This is a genomic window from Psychroserpens damuponensis (genome assembly GCF_000826655.1).
Taxonomy (GTDB): Bacteria; Bacteroidota; Bacteroidia; order Flavobacteriales; family Flavobacteriaceae; genus Psychroserpens; species Psychroserpens damuponensis.
The window spans coordinates 222,141-246,609 of the sequence record NZ_JXJO01000024.1; the positions used below are offsets into that span (position 1 = coordinate 222,141).

10 protein-coding genes are annotated in these 24,469 nt (G+C 32.3%); all 10 read left to right on the forward strand.

Translation table 11 applies throughout. The features are described from left to right. Positions 1–6: 6 nt before the first annotated feature. The 10 genes from TD29_RS15375 to TD29_RS15420 all read left to right on the forward strand — a co-directional run bounded on the left by TD29_RS15375 (position 7) and on the right by TD29_RS15420 (position 24,468). Complete coding sequence (locus tag TD29_RS15375; RefSeq protein ID WP_040281906.1) at positions 7–1,146, forward strand: glycosyltransferase family 4 protein; 1,140 nt, start codon at positions 7–9, stop codon at positions 1,144–1,146. 107 nt (positions 1,147–1,253) lie between these two features. Then, complete coding sequence (locus TD29_RS15380) at positions 1,254–2,045, forward strand: hypothetical protein (protein WP_040281908.1); 792 nt, start codon at positions 1,254–1,256, stop codon at positions 2,043–2,045. Between the two features lie 129 nt (positions 2,046–2,174). Beyond that, entirely contained in the window at positions 2,175–3,038 is an 864-nt protein-coding gene (locus TD29_RS15385) for a class I SAM-dependent methyltransferase (RefSeq protein ID WP_040281910.1), read from the forward strand. A gap of 271 nt (positions 3,039–3,309) precedes the next feature. Next, positions 3,310–9,936, forward strand: coding sequence for a type I polyketide synthase (locus TD29_RS15390; RefSeq protein ID WP_040281912.1), 6,627 nt, complete (start codon positions 3,310–3,312; stop codon positions 9,934–9,936). Between the two features lie 37 nt (positions 9,937–9,973). Continuing rightward, positions 9,974–17,260 carry an amino acid adenylation domain-containing protein gene (locus TD29_RS15395; protein WP_040281915.1) on the forward strand — a complete coding sequence of 2,429 codons (7,287 nt, stop codon included), beginning with the start codon at positions 9,974–9,976 and terminating at the stop codon, positions 17,258–17,260. Next, entirely contained in the window at positions 17,253–18,020 is a 768-nt protein-coding gene (locus TD29_RS15400; RefSeq protein ID WP_040281918.1) for a 4'-phosphopantetheinyl transferase family protein, read from the forward strand. The genes TD29_RS15395 and TD29_RS15400 overlap by 8 nt, the downstream gene beginning before the upstream one ends. 223 nt (positions 18,021–18,243) lie before the next feature. Next, positions 18,244–19,368: a DegT/DnrJ/EryC1/StrS family aminotransferase gene (locus tag TD29_RS15405; protein ID WP_040281920.1), complete on the forward strand. Its 1,125-nt coding sequence runs from the start codon at positions 18,244–18,246 to the stop codon at positions 19,366–19,368. Beyond that, the gene (locus TD29_RS15410; RefSeq protein WP_040281922.1) at positions 19,365–21,257 is read left to right on the forward strand and encodes a polysaccharide biosynthesis protein; all 1,893 of its coding nucleotides are present in this window, start codon (positions 19,365–19,367) and stop codon (positions 21,255–21,257) included. Before TD29_RS15405 ends, TD29_RS15410 begins: the two co-directional genes overlap by 4 nt. A gap of 22 nt (positions 21,258–21,279) precedes the next feature. After that, complete coding sequence (locus TD29_RS15415; protein WP_040281924.1) at positions 21,280–22,086, forward strand: polysaccharide biosynthesis/export family protein; 807 nt, start codon at positions 21,280–21,282, stop codon at positions 22,084–22,086. A gap of 18 nt (positions 22,087–22,104) precedes the next feature. Then, on the forward strand, positions 22,105–24,468 hold the full coding sequence (locus TD29_RS15420) for a GumC family protein (protein WP_040281926.1): 2,364 nt from the start codon (positions 22,105–22,107) through the stop codon (positions 24,466–24,468). Position 24,469: the final 1 nt, after the last annotated feature.

A 24,469-nucleotide genomic window follows, 5' to 3' on the forward strand; every position in this document is an offset into this window, starting at 1 on the left:
TTAGAAATGAAAAAAATAGTTAGAGTCACAACAATATCTGAATCCTTAAGAGATTTACTCAAAGGTCAATTAGGCTTTATTAACCAATTTTACGAAGTTGTTGGTGTATCTAGCAATGGTGAGATTCTAAAAGAAGTCCAAGTTAATGAAGGTATAAAAACTGAAGTTCTTGAAATGACAAGAACCATCTCTCCTATTCAAGACCTCAAAGCAGTCTTTCATCTTTATAAAATTCTTAAAAAGGAAAAACCTCACATCGTACACACGCATACTCCAAAAGCAGGAGTCATTGGCATGCTTGCAGCTAAACTTGCAGGTGTAAAACATCGTTTCCACACAGTTGCAGGAATGCCATTATTAGTAGCTACAGGACCAAAGAGAATATTACTCAACTATACCGAAATGTTAACTTATAAATGTGCCACTAAAATATTCCCAAATTCGTACGGTTTAAAAGATATTATTTTAAAAGAAAAATTTACTACACAAAAAAAACTTACTGTTATTGGTAGAGGCAGTAGTAATGGTATCAATGTAGATCATTTTGATCGTAGTCTATTAAAAGAAACAGACTTAGAATCACTCAAACAAGAATTACATATTGATAATCAATTTGTTTATGTCTTTGTAGGTCGCTTAGTTACAGATAAAGGACTTAATGAGTTAATAACTGCTTTTGACCAATTCTCTAAAAACCATGATGCCAAATTATTACTTGTTGGGTGTCGCGAAAGTGAATTAGATCCATTATTTCCAAAAACAGAACATATCTTAAATAAAAATGAGCACATTATACAGGTAGGCTATCAACCCGACGTTAGACCATATTTTGCAATTGCTAATGTTTTAGTATTTCCTAGTTATAGAGAAGGGTTTCCTAATGTCGTATTGCAGGCAGGTGCTATGCAAGTGCCAAGTATTGTCACTAATATAAATGGCTGCAATGAAATTATTAGTGAAGGAGAAAATGGTTTAATTATTCCCGTAAAAAATATAACGGCAATTATTGATGCAATGGAATATTTAATTCTTAACCCAAACAAACTCGAAATAATGCGCTCAAAATCAAGACAAATCATCGTAAATAATTATAAGCACACCTATATTTGGGAGGAGTTATTAAAAGAATATCGTAAAACCGATTAGCTTAAAAACACTATAAAAATCATAACGCACTTTATGTAAATAAAATTTGTGATATGTTGAGAAGTCATTTAAATAATAATTATATTGATTTTTTTATTTGAAAAACTATGAAAGAATTCATTAAAAAATATGAAATTTGGGTGTTCTTAGTTCTTGGTCCTGCATTTAATTTATTATTCGTTTACGCTAGATATCTTAATGTAATCAACTCATTTGTTTATAGACATGGTCGTTTTTGTGTGTTATTATTATTCTTAATTTGCTTAGTTAAATTTACTAGAGGAAATGAAGGTATAAAAGATATATTTAAACCTATGCTCAATTGGAGAGTGAAACCAAAATGGTATATATTTAGTTTAGTATTTGCATTTTTAATAGGCATCTTAACATTAATGCTAAAGGGATTGTATTTTGGTGATGAGTTCTACACTTATATAAAGGTAGAATACAATTTAAACCTACGTGCAATACTCATGTGGTTAATTTGGGCTTTTCTAGGTGAAGTGGTTTGGGTTAGCTATTGCATACGTCAATTACTAAAGGTTACAACGCCCTTTTACGCGAGTCAAATTGTTGGTGTGTCTTGGACGTTATGGTTTATTCCTATAGCGCTTCTTGGTGAAGGTATTTTACCTGGCATTCCTGTAATATCTCTATTAATATTTATGTTAGGTGTAGCAGGTATGTGTACCGTAGTCTATGTAGGCTCAAAAAGTGGTGTTTGTGTATTGTTATTGCAACACATGATAAATATTAGTTTAAACATATTATTACTTTCACCTTCTAGAGGAGGCGTTGCCACATTTACGGCTTATTCTGTAATTTACTTTTTAGTAATGTTGATCTTTATGTATTTTATGAATCCAAGTAATAAATTGAAAACTATAAGAACCACTTAACATTGATATCTACATCTAAACAACAAATTTCAAATACATATTTTATTAAACCATATTAGACTCGTTTATTGTACTTTAGTAGTCTAAATTCACATCAAAGTAAAAATTTGAGCAACAAAATTATTGCTAATGCGTTCTACTATCAAATCAATTATTAGACCCTTTGCCAAAATATTGGGAAACATCCTTGTGTTTCTTCTACCCAAAAAAGCTAATCAACTTTCAAAAAATAGAATAACTTTAATTCATAAGAATAAAAAAAATCTAAATATTATTGAATTGTTAATGCGCTATACTTTACTACAAAAGTTAGAAAAAATAGACGATCATAGCACTATAGCTCAAGCTAATAAAGAGTTTTGGATAAATAATAACGCAACAGAACTTTTTATAGAAACAGAAGATACATTCCATACAGACTTCCTACCTAACTGCACCTTTATTTTTGATCTACTCAAAAACGAATTATCAAATCACACTCAAAAATTTGATACCATAGTAGAAATTGGAACAGGAAATGGTGATGTATTAAACTATCTGAGCCTAGAATTCCCTCAAATAAATCATTTAATTGGTATCGATCTAAGTCAACAACAAACCAAACTTAATAATATAAAATTTAAAAATAATAATAAGCTTGAGTTCATAGCATATGACGCTTTTGATTGGGTAAAAAAACACGGACAAGCTAATACCATTTTTGTATCCTCAAGAGGCGTATTAGAATATTTTCTTGAACAACAACTACAAGATTTTCTAAAAGAAATTAATCAATTAGGTAACACAATTTTTATTGCTATAGAACCAAACGGTGCCGATCATAATTTTGATACACAACCAAATACGCAACTTTATGGAGATGAGCCTTCATTTTCACATAACTATCCAAAACTATTTAAAAATGCAGGTTTTAACTTGTGGCATTTCTCACAAAAAACATGGTTTAAAGGCACCAATATTCAAACGTTTATTGGCGCTAAAAACTACAAATAAATCTGCTAGCTATAAATATTTATATTGCAACCTCTTTTTTGTATAAAAACAAGTCTTTTTAAACCGAAAAAATCGTCATTTAACTAATATTTTTCTTGAGCATTATAATTAATTTTATTTTTAGTTTGCCTAAATTTAAATTCCCCTCAACAGCCCTCAAGATTAGATAATTAAATATTTTTAAATAAGGTTTTAAGTCTAAAGTTTTATAACTTATGATCAATTATAATCATTACCAAATGGTTATCTTTAACGCAAATAATTTTGAGAAATGAATACGCCCAATTCTACATATTTACTTTTTGAAAAATCAGCGAAACATTATGCTGATGACTTAAGTATTATATCTAATAATACAAGTATAACCTACAACCAATTAGAAAACAAAGTAACAGTAGTATATAACGCAATAATAAAATATGCCAAAAACGATAACATTATTGGTCTATCTACAACAAGAGGTATTGATCAAATCGTTTTTATGCTTGCCATATTAAAAGCAGGAAAAACATATCTCCCATTAGATTTTAATTATCCTAAAGACCGAATTCTAAAAATAATAAACAATTCTAATCTTAATTTTTGCTTAACAACTCCTGAAGAATTTCAAATATCTTCGGAAATGGGATTACTCCAACTCCCCATCCAAGAAACACAAACTGTTTCTAATTTAAAGAAGCAAGACGACATGTCTAAACATGGCACTTACATGTTGTACACATCAGGATCTACAGGTGAACCTAAAGGCGTTTGTATGGGACAAGGTGCAACGACAAACCTTATTAATTGGCAAAACAAAAACTCTCAAGCTACAAAAGGCACAAGAACACTTCAATTTGCACCACTAAGTTTTGATGTGTCATTCCAAGAAATTATGGCGACGCTCAGCAATGGAGGAACGCTTGTTTTGATCAATGAAGAGCAACGACAAGATATGGTTGAGCTCATCAAGTTAATTGAGCAACAAGCGGTAAACAGACTATTTCTGCCTTTTGTAGCGTTACAAACTTTGGCAGAAACCGCTGTAAGCCTCAATCTTTTTCCTACCAGTTTGAAAGAAATCATGACTGCTGGAGAACAACTAAAAATAACACCTCAGGTAAAAACTTTTTTTAAAGCACTCAAAAACTGTACACTGTATAATCAATACGGTCCTACAGAGTGCCATGTCGTCACAGAACTAAAACTTGAAGGTGATCCCGAAACATGGCCAGCATTACCCAACATTGGAAAACCCATTGATAACACAAAAATTTATATTCTCGATAAACACCAGCAAATCGTTACAAACGGTGAAACTGGAGAACTTTGCATTACAGGTGAGTGTCTTGCTGAAGGCTATATGGGAAACGAAAACTTAACCAAAGAGAAATTTTCAATTTTAAAACGTCCTGATGCCTCATTTATTAGAATGTATCGTACTGGAGACATCGCACGTTTTTTACCAGACGGGAATATTGAATTTCTCGGTAGAGACGACGAGCAAGTAAAAATTAGTGGTCATAGAATTGAACTAGGTGAAGTAGAAATTGCACTTAATAAGCTTCCTTTTATACAAAACGCAGTAGTTGTTGCAACGACGCATTTATCTAATCAAGCTCAATTAATAGCTTATTTACAATCTCATGATGCATCACAAGATGTACCAAATTTAAGAGAACAAGTAAACGCTGTTCTTCCAAATTATATGTTACCGTCACACTATATTTGGGTAAAAGAATTTCCGAAGACATCTAGCGGAAAAGTCAATAAAAAAGCTTTACCTCTACCAAAATACGAGAGACCAAGCACAGCTCCTTTGTACAAAAAACCAGTTACAGAAATTCAGAAAAACATAGCCAAAATCTGGTCTAATATCTTACGAATTCCAAAAATCGGAATGTTAGATAACTTCTTTGAAATGGGAGGCACTTCGCTCCTAGCCCAAAAAACGGTTTCTAACTTGAGATTAAATTATAAGTATGACATTCCAATTATAAAACTATACCAACATCCTACAGTCTCAGAATTATCTAGCTTTTTAGAACCAAACAAAGAAACAAAACTTAAACCAAGCACTTCAAAAAAGAGAAATAACTCATCTCAAGATGTTGCCATTATTGGGATGGCAGGACGCTTTCCTGGTGCAAATACAATTCAAGAACTTTGGGACGTTTTAAGAGATGGCAAAGAAACTATTTCATTTTTTACACCAGAAGAACTGGATTTTAGTATTTCAGAATCAATCAAGAAAGATCCACTTTACATAAGAGCTCGAGGTGTTGTGCCTTCTGTTAAAACTTTTGATGCAGCCTTTTTCGGTATAAATCCAAAAGTTGCAGAAGCTATGGATCCTCAACAACGATTGTTTTTAGAAATAGCTTGGGAAGTTTTAGAACAATCAGGATATCTTCCAACACATTTTGATGGAAGCATTGGTGTGTATGCAGGTACAGGAATGAACATGTATTATAAAAATAATATTCTTCCTAATAAAAACGTCATAGATAGAATTGGTAGTTTTCAAGCGAGCACAATTAATGAGAAAGATTATATTGCAACGCGAACAGCTTATCATCTAAACCTCAAAGGTCCTGCTGTAGCAATTCACTCGGCTTGCTCCACATCTTTATTAGCCATAGCCGAAGCTGCAGAAGCCATTAGAAACGGTCGTTGCGATGTCGCTTTGGCTGGAGGCTCTAGTATTACAACTCCAATTAATAGCGGACATCTATATCAAGAAGGCTCTATAATGAGTCCAGACGGCCACTGTCGTCCCTTTGACGAAAATGCAAAAGGAACTGTTTTTAGTGATGGTGCTGGTGTTTTACTTCTTAAAAATTTAGACGATGCGCAAAGAGATGGTGATGTTATTCACGGTCTTATTAAAGGCATTGGTACAAACAATGATGGTGGAGATAAAGGTAGTTTTACAGCGCCAAGTGTAGAAGGTCAAGCTGGAGCAATTGCAAATGCCTTGTTTGATGCAGCTATTGATGCTTCGGAAATTAGCTATATCGAAACCCACGGAACAGCAACTCCAGTTGGTGATCCCATCGAAATAGAAGGCCTCAAATTAGCCTTTGGTAAACAAGAAGTTAATCAATATTGTGCTATAGGATCTATTAAAAGTAATATGGGACATTTAACAGCTGCAGCAGGTGTTGCAGGTGTGATTAAAACTATTTTAGCTCTAAAACATCATCAAATTCCACCATCATTAGGCTATGAAAATCCAAACCCATCTATAGATTTTGAAAACAGTCCGTTTTATGTGAACCATACATTAAATGAATGGAAATCTGATAAACCAAGAAAAGCAGGAATTAGTTCTTTTGGTGTTGGTGGCACCAACGTCCATATGATTGTTGAAGAATATGAAAATGAATTAAAACCTTCAAATTTAGGAAGACCGTTGCAGTTATTAACTTGGTCTGCAAACTCTGAATATAGCCTATCAGCTTATCAAAAAGCACTAGGTGAATTTCTAAAATTAGAGTCTAATGTTGCACTCGCTGATGTTGCACATGGCTTAAATGAAACAAGAGAATCATTTGCTCATAGAAGTTTCTCTATTTCTGGAACTATTGATGATGCTAGCAAAAATCTATTAAAAGAGAATAATACTCTAATAAAAACGAGAGAACTGAAAGTTGCTCCTAGTGAGCTGGCATTTTTATTTCCTGGACAAGGTTCTCAATACCTTCAAATGGGTAAATCGCTTTATTCCGAAGAAAAAGTATTTAAAGATGCCGTTGATCAATGTGCTAAATTATTACAAGGGGAATTACATAAAGATCTTAGAGACTTAATTTATCCTGAAACGAATTCTGAAGAAAAAGACAATCAATTAAAAGATACAAAATATACGCAACCTGCCCTTTTTGTTATTGAGTATGCACTCGCTCAGCTTTGGATGAGTTGGGGAATTAAGCCTACCTTACTATGCGGACACAGTATAGGCGAATTTGTTGCTGCTCATTTGGCTGGGATTTTTAGCTTAGACGAGGCGTTGCATTTAATTACAATACGAGGAAAATTAGTGAGTGAACTTCCTGGTGGTAGTATGCTATCTGTGCGTTCAACAATTGACGAACTAGAACATTTAATCCCAAAAACTTTATCAATTGCAGCGATAAATTCTGATAAATTAATAGTTATTTCAGGACCAGATGATGATGTTCATGACTTTGCTCAACTTTTAGATAAACAAAATATTGCTAATAAATTATTATTGACCAGTCATGCCTTTCATTCTACCATGATGGATCCAGTTTTAGATATTTTTGAAGCCGAAGTCAGTAAAATAAAACTTAATATACCACGTCTGCCAATAGTGTCTACAGTAACTGGAACATGGCTTACAGACGCTGAAGCTACTAGTACTCAATATTGGACAAACCATTTACGAGCAACTGTGAATTTTTCTGGTGCTATGGAAACGGTATTAGCACTAGAAGATCCTGTCTTACTAGAAGTAGGTCCAGGTAGAGCTTTAACCACATTGTCAATGCAAAAGAAAGGCTTAAAATCATTAGCCTCTATTGCGAGTTTAACATTTCCGAAGAACAACGAAACCGCACACCATACCGTTTTAAGTGCCTTAGGTGATTTATGGGTTAATGGTGTAGAACCCAATTGGAAATTATTTTATAAAGGTCAATCCAGACAAAAAGTGTGGTTACCATCATATGTTTTTGATCGTAAACCGTGTTGGGTAGATCTTATAAAAGTACAACCTGCAAATAATACAAATCAAAATACGATACATCTAAATACAGAACATCACGCTGTAGAACCGTTATCAAATGCCAATACAACAGTTATGAGAAAACCCATAATTCTTAATAAAATAGCAGAACTTGTAGAAAATAATTCTGGAATCGAAATTGGAACTAGTGAATTTAATCAAAGTTTTTTAGAACTTGGTTTAGATTCTTTAGTGCTCACCCAAATGGCTATTAATTTAAAAAATGAATTTAATACACCTATTTCATTTCGACAATTAAATGATGAATTTGGATCGCCAGATTTGTTAGCAGCTCATTTAGATACTGTGCTACCAAAAGACGTTATGGCTCCTACTCCAACAATTAATCCTATTGCACCAGTTGCAAATAATGTAGCATCGTTTAATCCTGTACCGCAAAATTTGAATGTAACCAACAACCCTAACCAAAATACTGCACTAAGCCTAATAGCACAACAAATTCAGCTATTAGGACAACAGATAGAATTACTTCAAGGAAATAACACTACAGCCACATCTGTTACAACTAGTGATGTCTCGAAACCTGTAATGATGACTTCGCCAAATGATGTAGCAACAGAACTCCTTTCTGAAGAAGAAAAGAAAGAACATCAAAAACCATTTGGAGCAACTCCTAGAATAGAAAAATTATCAACGGAACTTACTCATAATCAAAAAGAATTTTTAGAAAATCTAATTATAAGTTATAATAAAAAAACAGCAGGTAGTAAAGCCTATACTCAAAAACATCGTGCTCACATGTCTGATCCTAGAGTGGTTTCAGGATTTAAGCCTTTAACCAAAGAGTTGGTTTACCCTATTGTAGTCAATAAATCTTCTGGTAGTCGCCTTTGGGATATTGATGGCAACGAATATCTAGATGTTTTAAATAGTTTTGGAGCCTGTTTATTTGGTCATCAGCCGGATTTTATAAAAGATGCCATACATGAACAAGTAGAACTAGGTTTTGAGGTTGGCCCTCAACATCCATTAGCTGGTGAGGTTTGTGAATTACTTTGTGAATTCACAAATCAAGATCGCGCAGCATTATGTAACACAGGTTCTGAAGCCGTATTAGGAGCCATGCGAATTGCAAGAACAGTCACTGGACGTTCACTTATTGTAGCATTTACAACCTCTTATCATGGTATTAATGATGAAGTTCTTGTTAGAGGTTCGAAGAAATTAAAATCATTTCCAGCTGCCTCAGGTATTTTACCAGAAGCGGTTCAAAATATGCTAATTTTAGATTATGGTACTGAAGAGAGTCTTGCAATAATTAAAGAACGAGCTCATGAAATTGCGGCAGTTCTAGTAGAACCAGTGCAAAGTCGTAGACCAGATTTTAGACCAGTAGAATTTTTAAAAGACGTTAGAAAAATCACTACGGAAGCTGACTCAGTATTAATTTTTGATGAAATTATCACAGGTTTTAGAATGCATCCAGGTGGTGCACAAGCATTATTTGGCATAAAAGCTGATATTGGTACCTACGGAAAAGTGATTGGTGGAGGAATTTCTATAGGTGCAATAGTAGGTAGTAAACGCTGTATGGATGCGCTAGATGGTGGATTTTGGCAATTTGGAGACGACTCGTTTCCAGAAGCTGGAGTTACGTATTTTGCAGGAACATTTGTACGTCACCCTCTTGCTTTAGCAACTTGTAAAGCTTCTTTATTACATATGAAAGCGAAAGGTGTTGCGCTGCAAGATGAATTATCAAGAAAAATTGACGTTTTTGCTTCTGCAATGAATGGTTATTTTAAATCACACAATCTTCCTATGGAAATAATGCACTATCGTTCTTTATGGAAATTGAGAATGTTAGAAGATGTACCATATGCCGAATTAGTATTTGTATTAATGCGAGAAAAAGGAATTCACCTTTGGGATGGATTCCCTTGTTATATAACTGAAGCTTATACCGAAGACGATCTAACATATTTAATTAATACGTTTAAAGCATGTGTAGATGAACTTATAGCAGCAGGTTTTTTTAATAATGAATCAAAATTAAATGGTCAAAAAACATTTACTAAAGAATTAAATCAACCACCTGTAAAAGGTGCGCGTTTAGGAATGGACGAATCAGGAAACCCAGCATGGTTTGTAGCTAATAAAGATAAGGTTGGAGAATATATTCAAATAGATTTGCAGAGCAAACTCTAATTAATATTTTTTAAAGTAAACGTACAAGATTATTGAAATGAGTAACAAAATATCTACAACTTCTCAAACCAAAACAGTCTCTTTCAATCCTTTTGCTGGACCTATAATTGAAAAAGTAATACATACTACAGCATCACAGGCAGAAATATGGATTGGTTGTTCATTAGGCGGAGAAGATGCAAATAGAGCTTACAATGAGTCAGTTTCTCTTATTTTAAAAGGTAATTTGAATATAAATGCCTTAGAAACTGCCATACAAGATTTAGTAAAACGACACGAAGCATTACGATCTACTTTTAGTCCAGATGGCTTGTTTATAAGTGTTTTAAATGAAATATCTATTGTTCCTTTTTTTCAAGATATTTCAAATTATACGCCTTTAGAAAAAGATAGAAGCGTATCTGGTTATTTATCTAGAGATGCTCATTATTCATTTAACCTTGCAAAAGGACCACTAATTAAGTTTGGACTATTAAAACTATCGGAATTAGAACATCAACTCATAATTACTGCTCATCATATCGTTTGTGATGGTTGGTCAATGGGTATTATTCTTCAAGATATTGGAAACCTCTACTCTGCTGCTGTTACGAATACTAATCACACGCTTCCCAAAGTAAATGATTTTAGCACCTATGCAGATGAACAGCAAGAATTTATTAATAGTATAGAATTTGAAAACACCCAAAAATATTGGCTCAAACAATATCAAGACTCGATTCCAACAGTTACATTGCCTACCGATTTTCCAAGACCAAAAATAAGAACGTTTAAAAGTAACCGATTAGATTTTCCTATTAGTAATGAATTAGTAGCCGATTTAAAAAAAGTAGGAATAAAATCTGGGGCAAGTTTTGTTGTCACACTCATGACTGCTTTTGAGGTGTTTTTATATTTTCAAACCGGTCAGGATGATTTGTCTTTAGGTTTATCAGCTGCTGGCCAATCAGTAAGTGGGAAAAATAATTTGGTTGGACATTGCGTTAACTTACTTCCTTTACGCAGTAAAATAGTTCCAAATACACCATTTAACAGTTACTTAAAAAACAGGAAAGAAGACATATTTGATGCTTATGATCATCAACAGTTTAGTTTTAGTCAGCTGTTAGAACGACTTAATATTGAAAGAGATACGTCAAGAATACCATTAGTTCCAGTTGTTTTCAATATAGACATGGGTATGACCAACGATGTGGTTTTTAATGGCTTAAACTATAAGTTAAAAAGTAATCCTAGAGCTTATGAAGCATTTGAACTCTTTTTAAATGCCACAGGTACTGAGGATGAACTCATTTTAGAATGGTCTTATAACACTGCTCTGTTTAACACAACTACAATTGAAAACATGATGTCTTCTTTTAAAGATATACTTCATAATATTGTAGCAAATCCAAATATTGAGATCGGTAATTTGACAAAGATTGATAGTTCCACCTCTTTAAAATTAAACGACACAAATCTATCTTCATCTAAGCCAACTTATGAAAAAATTAATCATTTAAATGAGGAGGAATTTTTAGATTATTCCGAAGAAAAAAATATCATAGATTTATTTTTAGCTCAAGTAAAAAGCACACCTAATAATACCGCTGTGAGTTTTGAAAACAAAACACTAACCTACAGCGAATTAGACAACCTCTCTAACCAATTTGCAAATCACCTTATTGACTCACATAGAGTAAAAAATGGTGATTTAGTTAGCGTAATGCTTGATCGTAGTGAATGGATTATTGTTTGCGCTTTAGGGATCTTAAAATCTGGAGCTGCCTACGTGCCAATAGAACCTAATTATCCTGAAAAAAGAAAAAATTATATCATTGAAGATAGTCAATGTAAAATCACAATTGACCATGGTTTTATAAACAATTTTATAAATAAATTAGATGAACTTTCACTTGAATTTAATCATGCTGTTAAAATTGTTCCAGAGGATCTTTGTTATATAATTTATACTTCTGGAACTACTGGTAACCCAAAAGGTGTTATGATTGAGCACAGAAATGTGGTTAGTTTGATGTTTCATGGACAAGGTCTCTTTAATTTTAATGCTAATGACGTTTGGACTATGTTCCATTCATTTTGTTTTGATTTTTCCGTTTGGGAAATGTATGGTGCCCTATTATTTGGTGGTAAATTAATAATTGTACCACAAATGGTTGCCAAAGATCCGTTTCAATTTATTTCAATGATAGAAAAAGAAGGTGTTACTGTTCTAAACCAAACACCATCGGCATTTATTAACCTAATGGAAAGTGTAAATGATAGCTCATTAAATTTAAAACTACGCTATATCATATTTGGTGGTGAAGCACTTTTTCCAAAACATTTAAAAAGTTGGTATATTCAATACCCAAAAATCAAATTTGTTAACATGTACGGGATTACAGAAACAACGGTACATGTCACGTATAAAGATATTAGGAAAGAAGAAATAGAAAATAATAAATCTAATATAGGTAATTGCATTTCTACACTTACAGCCTATATTTTAGATGAATTTAAAAACCCACAACCTGAAGGTGTAGTTGGTGAACTATATATTTCTGGAAAGGGTGTGGCTAGAGGCTACCTCAATCGACCAGAATTGACCAATGAGCGATTTTTACCAAATCCTTTTAATAAAAGAGAACGAATGTATCGCTCTGGCGACCTTGCAAAAAAGCTTCCTAATGGAGAACTTGAGTATATGGGTCGTATTGATGATCAGGTAAAAATAAGAGGTTATCGTATTGAAATTAAAGAGGTTGAAGCTGCTATAAATTCTTTGCCTAATATTAAGAATTCTGTTGTAATTACAAGTGATCATCTTGCAGGAGAACTCAGTTTAGTTGCTTATTTGCAACCATTTAACTTTAAAGGAGATTCAAATAACATACGAACTCAACTTGGTGAAATTTTGCCAGATTTTCAAATTCCATCAACGTTTATGTGGGTCGACAAATTCCCTTTAACAACAAACGGGAAAATAGACAAGAAAAATTTACCTAGTCCAGAATATGAAAGAACAGATTCTAATACTGCACTTAATTTGCCACAAACTGAACTTGAAAAAGATATTGCCAAAATATGGAGTGAACTACTTCAAATACCTATTATACATGTTGAGGATAATTTTTTTAAAATGGGAGGCTCCTCATTATTAGCTCAAAGAGTCGTTGGCTCATTGAGAAAAAAATTAAACAAAGAGATTCCATTAATCAAAATATTTCAACATCCAACAATCTCACAGCTTGCCCAATTTCTAGGTGAGAACTCAAACGTCGAAGCAGAAAGTGAAACGATTCTAACTACTGTTAGTTCAAAAGTAACCACATCTCTAAGTCATTTAAATTCTCAAAAACCTAAAACTAACACTCAAGTTAACAAGCGAACTCAATTAGTTATTAAAACAACCAGAGCACAGTCTGAAATATTAACGGATTGTTTTTATGGAGGTGATGATGCCAAAAAAGGATATAATATTTCTTTCTCTTTTAAGTTTGAAGGCCATTTAAACTATGACGCTTTAGAACTAGCGATTCAATCTTTAGTAGAACGTCATCAATCTTTGAGATCTTCTTTTAGTGAAGACCTTCAGTCCATGCATATCTATTCCGATTTTAATGTAAATATTTTATATCATGACATCTCCAATCAAGTTGAAACAGACAAACTGAATACCATAAAAACGTTTATAAATGATGATGTTAACTATCTATTCGACTTAATTAATGGACCTTTACTAAAGTTTAACCTAGTTAAAATAAATGAGCATAATCATGAATTAATTGTCTTAGTTAATCATGCTATTTGCGATGGCTTAAGTACAAGTGTATTTATTGAAGAGCTCGCGACTCTTTACACTGCTTTTGCACAAGGCCAAGTACCAACATTAAACAAACTAGATCGATTTAGCGTGTTTGCTGATAAAGAAAATAAGTTTGCAGATAGTAATGCGCATAAACGTTCTGTTGAGTTTTGGTTAAATATGTATAAAGAAACGGTTCCAAAACTTGAATTACCAATAGATTACCCAAGACCTAAATTAAGAACTTACAACAACAATCATCTAGATTTTGAAATAGATAATACGCTTTTACATACTTTAAAACAAATTGGTAATAATAGCAACTCTAGTATGTTTACCAGTATTGTTACCACTCTACTCGCTGCCTTTGAAGTGTTTTTATATAAGCAAACAGGGCAAAATGATTTGGTTTTAGGGCTTATAAGTTCTACTCGTGCCAATCATGATATGATGCAAATGATTGGGCATTCGGTTAATTTACTGCCTCTGCGTAGTAAGGTTGACTCAAAATTAAGTTTCAACGATTATTTAAATCAAAGAAATAAAGACTTATTTGAAGTCTATGAAAACCAATCTATTAGTTTTGGAAATCTACTAGAAAAACTGTCTATTCCTCGAGATCCATCTAGAGTTCCGTTGGTTCCTGTGATTATAAATATTCAATTAGATGATGTAATAGAAAGTAAAAATTCGTTTTACGACTTATCAACAGAAATAAGACATAATGAAAATAATTATAGAACATTTGAAATTGAACTTCAAGTATTTATGTCTAATGACAAACCTTGTTTTCGTTGGAGGTATAATACAACTCTGTTTAAGCCATCTTCTATAGAGGGCATGATGAAAACTTTTGAAAGTGTTTTACATAGTATCGTTAAAAACCCAGAAGTTTCAATTTCAAAAATTATTGATATCGATGTTTCAGCTTACACTAAGTTAAATGATACCAAAGCTACTTATCCTAACCAAACTTTAAATAAATTACTTTCAGAACAAGCTATAAAATATCCTAAACATATAGCTTTAAAGTTCGAAAACACCCAAATTACTTATGAAGATCTTGAGCAAAAAGTTAATCAATTGACTCATAGCTTAATAGCGCAAGGTATTAGTCCTGGAGATTTTGTTGGTGTTTGTTTACCGCGTTCTATTGAGCTCATAATTACTTTAAGAGCAATCATGCAATGTGGAGCAGCCTATGTCCCATTAGATCCCAGTTATCCTATTCAGCGTTTAAATTATATGCTAGACGATTCTGAAGCTAAATTTTTAATTACAACAACTATAGTATCTTCAACTTTAAGTTTAAACGCTACTGTATTAATACAGGACGATTTATTTTTAAATCTTAACACGTTTTCTAGCGAGCCTATTTCCGTAGAAATAAATCAAAATAACATTGTGTATTTACTGTATACATCTGGTTCTACAGGCAAACCTAAAGGTGTTTCTATAACTCATAAAAACTTGGTAAACCTATTATATAGTTTTATTGACAAACCAGGTATTAAAGAAACAGATACACTCATTTCCATAACCACAATATCATTTGATATTGCTATGGCTGAGTTGTTCGCACCATTATTAAAAGGCGCAAAATTGATATTAACTAATGAAGAAACAGCCAAAGACACACGTTTGTTATTGGATGTTATGACAAATGAATCAGTTACCATGATGCAAGCTACTCCTGCAACATGGCAAATGCTTTTAGATTCGGGTTGGGACAAACATTTACCAATAAGAGCAATATCTACAGGAGAAGCGTTACCTTTAGAACTGGCTCAAAAAATATTAAATAGCGTAAATGAACTTTGGAATTTATATGGACCAACAGAAACAACGATTTGGTCGGCAATGACGCAAATAACTGAGACATGTAATTCTATTCCTATTGGTCGACCTCTAGCTAACACGCAGCTATACATAGTAAACGAGGAAAATAATTTAGTAGCTCCAGGTATTATTGGTGAACTTTGTATTGCAGGAGATGGTGTGTCAAATGGCTATTGGAAACGACCAGAATTAACTGCAGATAAGTTTATTACAAATCATTTTAATACAGATACCAAAGACAAATTATATCGTACTGGAGATTTAGCAAAATTACTACCCAATGGTGATGTACTTTGTTTAGGACGTATTGATAACCAAGTAAAAATTAGAGGTCAACGTATTGAGCTAGGTGAGATTGAACAAGCTCTAGACGCCTTAGAAGGTGTGCAATCTTCAGTAGTATTATTAAATGAAAATCGTTTGGTGGCACATTTAATAGCTTCGGAAATTGGAAATGAAAACACAATTGAGATTAACGCATGGAAAACGATCTTAAAAGAAAAACTTCCAACTCACATGATTCCGCAACACTTTAATGTGCTAAAAGAATTTCCTGTAACTCTTAACGGAAAGATAGACCGTAATGCATTATTAAATCTAACACCAAAACCAACAAAAGCATCAAGTTTTACTGAACCTTCAACTCCTTCCGAAAAAATTATTTTAGATATTTGGAAAGACTGTTTGGACTTAGAAAAGATAGATATTAACGACGATTATTTTGAAATTGGTGGTCATTCTCTTATAGGTGTCAAAGTGATGGCACGACTCGAAAAGGAAACAGGTAACAGAGTTCCGTTAGTTGCTTTATTAAAACATTCTACAATTAAAAAACTCGCGGCTTATATGGACCATGAGTTTTTTACTTGGGATTCATTAGTTCCCTTAAAACCTGAGGGTTCTAAACCTCCTTTATACATTGTTCATGGTGCTAACCATCAAGTCTTATTATTTAACGAATTGGCTCAAAGGCTAGATAAAGATCAACCAGTTTACGGCTTACAATCAAGAGGATTAAATGGTATTGACCAACCTCACGACTCTATTAATGATATGGCTGCAGATTATGTTAGCGAAATTATAGCATCAAACCCAGAAGGACCTTATGCATTAGCAGGATTTTCTTATGGTGGTATAGTTGCATATGAAATGGCACGACAATTAAAAGCTCAAGGTAAAGAAGTAAAAATATTAGCACAATTTGACACCTATATTTTTCCAGATTATTATTACCAAAATCCTTTTAAAAAGAAGGTTTTAGGTGTAATATACAATATTGGTAAAATGGGTTATCTATTACTAAATATGTTTAGTAGTAAAAAGAATTTTAAACGACGACTAGCATTATTAAAGCTACAATTTAAAGGACTTAAATTGCGATTAAAACATGGAAAGGCTAAACAATATGAAATGCAATTTAACGTATCTTCAAAATTAGCAGAAAATCATAGTATTGCAACTTCTAATTATACCATAACACCTCAAGATATTGTGATTGATTTGTTTAGAGCTCGTGAGGAAATAAATTTTGTACACGACCCTAAGTACCTTGGTTGGAAAAACATGCCATTAAAAGGTATTCGTAAACACATGGTTGATGGAAATCATGTAGATATGTTTGAAGCCGAAAATGTTCAAGACTTTGCAACTAGTCTTCAGTATGTTTTAGATCATCATAATTCAAACAGTTATGAGTAATATAGTATGCCAAACAACGCAAATATATCAAACCTCATACAACTTATTGCATGAAAATAGCGCTGGTCTAAGTCTTTTTAAAATTAAGCTCTCCTCCTACTATGATTTAGTTCCTGAATTAAAACTATTTTTGAATACTTCGGAAATGCAACGTGCACAAAAATATCATTTCGATAAAGATAGAAATCAATTTATTATATGTAGAAGTCTACTAAAATTTATTCTAGCTAAATATTTAAAATGCGATGTTTCTGAAATTAAAATAGAAATACACATTAATAAAAAACCCTATATATCCTCAAATAAGAACATTTATTTTAACCTATCTCATTCAAAAGATTTTGCGATTATCGCATTAAACAATTCTGATGTAGGAATAGATATAGAATATCTAAGTAAAGATTTAGAATTTTTAGAAATGATGCCTTCTATATATAGTGATATCGAAATTAAGACTGTATTAAATGCGCCTAACAAAACGCATGCGTTTTACAATTTTTGGACGCGTAAAGAATCAATAGTAAAAGCAACAGGACAAGGCATTAGTGATTATTTACCTCAAATTCCAGCTTTGGAAGGATCTCATATAGTGGATTCAAAATTAGTGAATGGTATTAAAAGCCTAAATGTATTGAGTTTTAAATTGAATGATGACTACATCGCATCACTAGCATTAAGTAATGAAAACAGCAATTTAGATGCCCTTAAAGTTTATAATCTTCCTAATACAATTGAGAGCTTAAAATTCTTTAGTTCTTGAAAAAAAATATTCATATTTTTATATAAGTATCATGGTATTATCATCGTATAAAAGCGTTTTTTATCGTGTTTATTTGGTAAAAGAGTTGGTAATAATGCATCTTTAAACCGAATTTAAAAAGGTAAAACACGCTTTGTTATGTTTTATTCGGAAATTTTCAATCCCAAATCCCTCGCTAGACAATAATTGTTGCATAGTAATTAACTAACTTAACTTATTAATTATGGAATCAAAAATTTGGTTGTCATCTCCTCATATGAGTGGAAAAGAACAATCTTATGTAAATAATGCTTTTGAGACAAATTGGATTGCTCCATTAGGACCTCATGTTAATGGTTTTGAAAGCGATATACAAAACTACCTGCAACAAGGTAGCCATGTTGCTGCATTAAGTTCTGGTACAGCTGCTATTCATTTAGGTCTCATTTTATTAAATGTTGGTTTGGGAGATGAAGTTATTTGCCAAAGCAAAACGTTTTCGGCTTCTGCAAATCCAATTGTATATCAAGGTGCTACTCCTATTTTTGTTGATAGCGAAAAGGATACTTGGAATATGTGCCCAGAACAATTAGAAATTGCTATTAAAGATCGTATTAGTAAAGGAAAAAAACCTAAAGCTATTATTTCAGTTCACCTTTATGGAATGCCCTATAAAGTTGATGAAATACATAAAATAGCTAAAACATATAATATTCCTGTATTAGAAGATAGTGCAGAAGCCTTAGGAAGTACATACAATTCAATTAAGTGTGGTACGTTTGGAGATCTTGCAATATTATCGTTTAATGGTAATAAAATTATTACAACTTCTGGAGGAGGTGCCTTAGTTACCAAAGATGTCAAACTCAAAGATAAAGCCGTTTTTCTAGCTACTCAGTCTAGAGATAAAGCTGTGGAATACTTACATTCATCTATAGGCTACAATTATAGACTATCTAATGTATTAGCAGGTATTGGTAGAGGGCAAATGGAAGTTATTGATGATCGCGTAGCTGCCAGAAGAGCCAACTACGAACACTATAAAGAAAGTTTTAAAAATATAGACGAGCTAAAATTTGTTGATGAACCGAAAGGCTACTACTCTAACCGCTGGTTATCTTGTATGATTACACCTTCCGAAGATATTAGAGAAGGTATTAGAACCACTTTAGATGCTCTAAATATTGAGACTAGACCGCTTTGGAAACCTATGCATCAACAACCTATTTTTAAAGATGCACCTAAATATCTTAATGGTATTTCAGACGACTTATTTGAAAAAGGCTTATGTTTGCCTAGTGGCTCTAATTTAACTGAGGTTGAATTAAATAGGGTAACATCTGCAATAAAAACGTATTTTAGAGCATGATTAAAAAATTACTGCAAGACATATCAAATAAATATGCCTCTAAATGGCTAGTAATGCTTTTTGATTTAGGTATCATAGCATTTACATTTATTGTTGCCTATGTCATACGCTTTAATTTTATTTTTGACTTCGATTGGGTTGTGATGTTAAAACAAATTCCGTTTGTGTTTTTGGCAGGACTCATTAGCTTTGTTGTCGTTGGATCGTATAAAGGTGTGGTGCGATTTACAGGTTTTAAAGATGTTATTAACATCATTATTGGTGTAAACATTTTAGCAACCATTTTAATTATATCTACTTTTTTTAGTAGACAATTGAACTATGAGAGTATTTTTAATATTTCGGGTTCTATTATCTATATACATCTACTACTCAATATTCTTTTTCTCGTTGGTTCTAAACTTTTTATAAAATCTGTTTATAACAAATTGATGCAAGATTTTAAAACTCAAAAACGAGTTTTGATATTTGGAGCAGGAAATGCTGGTATGATTACCTATGACGCAATTTCTAATGACCCTAATAATAGCCATGAGATTATTGGTTTTATAGATGATAACGAACGTAAAATCGGTAAGAAAATAAACACTTTGAAAGTGTATAGTTTAGAAAACATTACCTCTGAGTTTATTGAAAAACATGGCATAGAAGAAGTAATCATATCGGTTCAAAACATAGAATCCTCTAGACTTTTACAAATATCGAGTCAACTGTTTGAACATGGCCTAAAAGTAAAAATTGTACCTCCTATTCAACATTGGATTGATGGAGACTTAAGTGTTGGCCAAATTAAAGAAGTTAATATTGAAGATTTATTAGGTAGAGATCCAATATCTATTACTAATCCGGCACTTTTAGATGAATATAACAATCAAATCATATTAATTACTGGTGCTGCAGGTTCGATTGGTAGTGAAATTGCTAGAAAAACTACAAATTATAATTACAAAAAATTAATACTTGTTGATACCGCAGAGTCTCCACTTTACGAGTTACAACAAGAATTTGTACAAAAAGGAATTAAAAATTTCACAGCTATAGTCTCAGATGTAAGAGATTTTAGACGCATGGAAAAACTCTTTGAACAGTATAAACCTAATATGGTTTTTCATGCTGCTGCTTATAAGCATGTACCTTTAATGGAAAACAACCCTTATGAAGCAGTTAGTGTAAATATTGGTGGCACACGCCATATGGCTAGTCTTTCAGTAAAACATGGTGTCAATAAATTTGTACTAATTTCTACAGATAAAGCCGTAAATCCAACCAATGTGATGGGTGCAACAAAGCGTATTGCTGAGCTCTACGTCAATTGCTTACAAGGAAAAGGTAAAACTAAATTTATTACAACGCGCTTCGGAAATGTGCTAGGTTCAAATGGATCTGTCATTCCATTATTTAAAAAGCAAATAGACCAAGGTGGACCGCTAACGGTTACTCATAAAGATATTACTCGTTATTTCATGACCATTTCTGAAGCATGTCAACTTGTTTTAGAAGCAGCTACAATGGGTAATGGTGGCGAAATATTTGTTTTTGATATGGGTGAATCTGTAAAAATCCATGACTTAGCAAAAAATATGATCATACTATCTGGACTTAGATATCCAGAAGATATTGATATCAAAATCACAGGATTAAGACCTGGAGAAAAAATATATGAAGAGTTACTAGCAGACGGTGAAAATACGAGACCTACGTATCATGAAAAAATTATGATTGCTAGAACTAAAAAAATTGATGCGCTAAGTATTAATGAAAAAATATCTAATTTGTGTACAGTTAATTTAAAATCACAAAACTTAGAAATTGTAGCATTAATCAAAGAAATCATCCCAGAATATATTTCTAATAACTCAAAGTATGAAGTATTAGATTCAAAAAAATAAGCAAAACCAAATCAAACTATTTATGATTCGTCAACAATTAAAACTTATTTCAAAATCACTCCTTATTCTATCATGTATAGTAATAATGTCATCATGTGGTAGTAGAAAAGATATTATTTATTTTCAAGATGAACCTATTACAGATCAAAGTTTAAGCGAATTAGATAATAATTATGAAATACGTTATAAACCTAATGACATATTAACAATTGACGTGTCTTCACAAAATACTGAATCGGTTCTTCCTTTTAATTTACCTGCTGTTGCATATAACAATACAAATGCAGGAGCTACTGAACAAACTACTGTTTTAAGACAAACGTATTTATTAGATCCTCAAGGTAATATAGAATTTCCTACACTTGGAACCATTAAATTGGGCGGACTTACAAGAACCGAAGCAACTGAAATGTTTAAAGAGAAAATTGGCGAATATGTTAATGAATTCATTGTTAACATTAGACTTATCAATTTTACAATTACAGTAAGTGGTGAAGTAAAAAACCCTGGAAACTTTACGGTTCAAGGCGAACGTATTTCACTCATCCAAGCTTTAGGATTGGCAGGAGATTTAACCATCTATGGAAAAAGAGATAATATTTTCCTAATTCGAGAAATAGACGGTAAAAAAAAATATGCTAAATATGATTTAACGTCTATCAATGTCGTTAACTCACCTGTATATTATTTGTCGCAAAATGATATCATATATGTTGAACCTAACAACTCTAAAGTGAGAACATCAACGTACAACCCTAATACTGGAGTATTAATTTCTGCAGTATCATTATTGGCGACAATTGCAGCTATCTTTATAACAAGAAACTAATAAAGTTTAAAACATACCATGTCTCAAAATCTATTAAAAACCAAAGATTCGTTCTTACATATTATTGAGCTATACTTATCAAAATGGAAAATTCTTATAGTTTGCTTATTTATTGCCTTAGCTATTGCATTTGTAAAAATAAGATATAGCACTAATATATATCAGGCTACTGCAACTATCAAACTAAAAGAGGATGAAAATTCTAGAAGTCTCTCTGAAATTTCCGCACTTCAAGGTGCAGGATTAGGTGCATTACCAAATGTATTAGACGAAATAGAGATTATCAAATCAAGATCTATTATCACAGAAGTCGTAAAAGATCTCAATTTAAATACAAGATTTTATGTTACCGGAAAGGTGAAAAAAGTGGAAGTTTATTCCAATCCACCAGTTAGCATTAATTTTTTTACAAGTGATTCTATTGTTGAAAACATTAGTAAATCATTTTATATAAAAATTATATCTGCACAAAAATATGAGCTTTCAAATGTCAATACTAATGATTTGTTTGAGTTTGACGATGGTGGCACAAAAACATATAGTTTTGGTGAAAAAGTAAATACATCGTATGGAGAATTTGTTATCATACCAAATATAGGTGCTTACGGTTCTAGTCCAGGTTCATTTATTGAAATAAGTATGAGACCTGTGCACAGTATTGTAGAATCTTACCTTCAAGCCATACAAGTTAGTACTTCTGAAAAGTCAAATGTCATTAAATTATCGCTCAATGAGAGTATAAAAGAGAAAGCTCGACTTATTCTTAATAAGGTCATTGAAAAATATAATGAAGACGTTATCAATGATAAAGAAAAAATTGTTCAAGTCACTTCAGACTTTATAACCAACCGATTAAATGTTGTTTCAAATGAATTAGAACAGGTTGATTTCACAGCAGAAAATCTTCAGCAAAACAATAGGCTTACTGCATTAGGATCACAATCCAACATCTTTTTAGAAAGTGAGCGCGAAATTGGTAATAGAATCAACCAAACCAGCAATCAATTACAGATGGCTGAGTTTATGAGTAATGAAATTAATAATGATAACAGAGACTCAGATTTTTTACCAGCAGATATAGGCATTACCGATGCTAATGTTGCACAAATAACAAATAACTATAACGAATTGGTTTCTAGACGAAACCAAGTTTTAAAAAACTCTAGCGATAAAAACCCAACAGTACTTAAGTTAAATAGCCAGATTGATGCATTAAAAGGTAATCTAAATCAAAGTATAGAAAATATTATATCAACAAATAAAATTACACTTAATAATCTCAATAGAGAAAATTCTAGAATTCGAGGTCAAATATATGCTGCTCCTACTAAAGAAAGGCAGTTTAGAAACATAGAGCGTCAACAAGGTATAAAAGAATCTCTTTATCTGTATTTATTACAAAAGCGTGAGGAGACTGCCATCACATTAGGGATGTCAACTGCCAATGCTAAAGTTATAGACCTTGCTTACGCTAGTGATAGCCCTATTGCTCCAAACAAAAGAATTATTTATCTAGCCTCTATGCTTATAGGGCTTTTTATTCCAGTAGCATTAATATACGCTCTAGATTTAATAGATAATAAAGTACATACTAAAGAAGATGTAAGACGTCTAATTAAAGCACCTTTTATTGGAGACATCCCAAAAGGAGAAGGAAAATTACCTGTAGTCAATAAAGTAGACTATTCTCCAAAAGCAGAAGCATTTAGAATCATTAGAACAAATATTGATTTTATGCTTCAAAATAATAGCAATTCGTGTAAAGTCATTTTTGTAACATCAACAACTGCACAAGAAGGAAAATCGCACACAACTACAAATCTTGCAAGTTCATTTTCATTTTCAGAAAAAAAGGTACTACTTGTAGAAACAGATATTCGTGTACCTCGAGTTAATGATTATTTAAAAATAACAGCTAAAAAAGGAATAACAGATTTCATTTCAGATAAAACCCTGACTATAAAAGACGTTATAGTGTCTATACCTGATAATCCATTCCTAGATGTCATTCCATCTGGAACGATACCTCCAAATCCTGCAGAATTACTCATGAGTGATCGTGTGAATTATCTTTTTGAAAATGTCAAAAAAGATTATGATTATATCGTTGTTGATACAGCCGCTGTTGGTTTAGTTACTGATACACTTTTAATAAGTGATCATGCCGATATTTTTATATATGTAGTAAGCGCAAATAATATTGATAAACGTCAATTACACATTGCTCAAACCATGTATGAGGAAAAACGCTTACCAAATATGGTCACGCTATTAAATGGAAGCATTAAAAAGAAAGGCTACGGTTACGGTTACGGAAACAATCCTACCCGAAATAAAAAATGGTACACTAGATTGAAAATGTTTGGTAATTTATTCAAATAAT

Coding starts and splice junctions, on each gene's coding strand:
- TD29_RS15410 (WP_040281922.1), top strand. CDS start 19,365: ATGATTAAAAAATTACTGCAAGACATATCAAATAAATATGCCTCTAAA.
- TD29_RS15375 (WP_040281906.1), top strand. CDS start 7: ATGAAAAAAATAGTTAGAGTCACAACAATATCTGAATCCTTAAGAGAT.
- TD29_RS15390 (WP_040281912.1), top strand. CDS start 3,310: ATGAATACGCCCAATTCTACATATTTACTTTTTGAAAAATCAGCGAAA.
- TD29_RS15420 (WP_040281926.1), top strand. CDS start 22,105: ATGTCTCAAAATCTATTAAAAACCAAAGATTCGTTCTTACATATTATT.
- TD29_RS15400 (WP_040281918.1), top strand. CDS start 17,253: ATGAGTAATATAGTATGCCAAACAACGCAAATATATCAAACCTCATAC.
- TD29_RS15385 (WP_040281910.1), top strand. CDS start 2,175: ATGCGTTCTACTATCAAATCAATTATTAGACCCTTTGCCAAAATATTG.
- TD29_RS15405 (WP_040281920.1), top strand. CDS start 18,244: ATGGAATCAAAAATTTGGTTGTCATCTCCTCATATGAGTGGAAAAGAA.
- TD29_RS15380 (WP_040281908.1), top strand. CDS start 1,254: ATGAAAGAATTCATTAAAAAATATGAAATTTGGGTGTTCTTAGTTCTT.
- TD29_RS15395 (WP_040281915.1), top strand. CDS start 9,974: ATGAGTAACAAAATATCTACAACTTCTCAAACCAAAACAGTCTCTTTC.
- TD29_RS15415 (WP_040281924.1), top strand. CDS start 21,280: ATGATTCGTCAACAATTAAAACTTATTTCAAAATCACTCCTTATTCTA.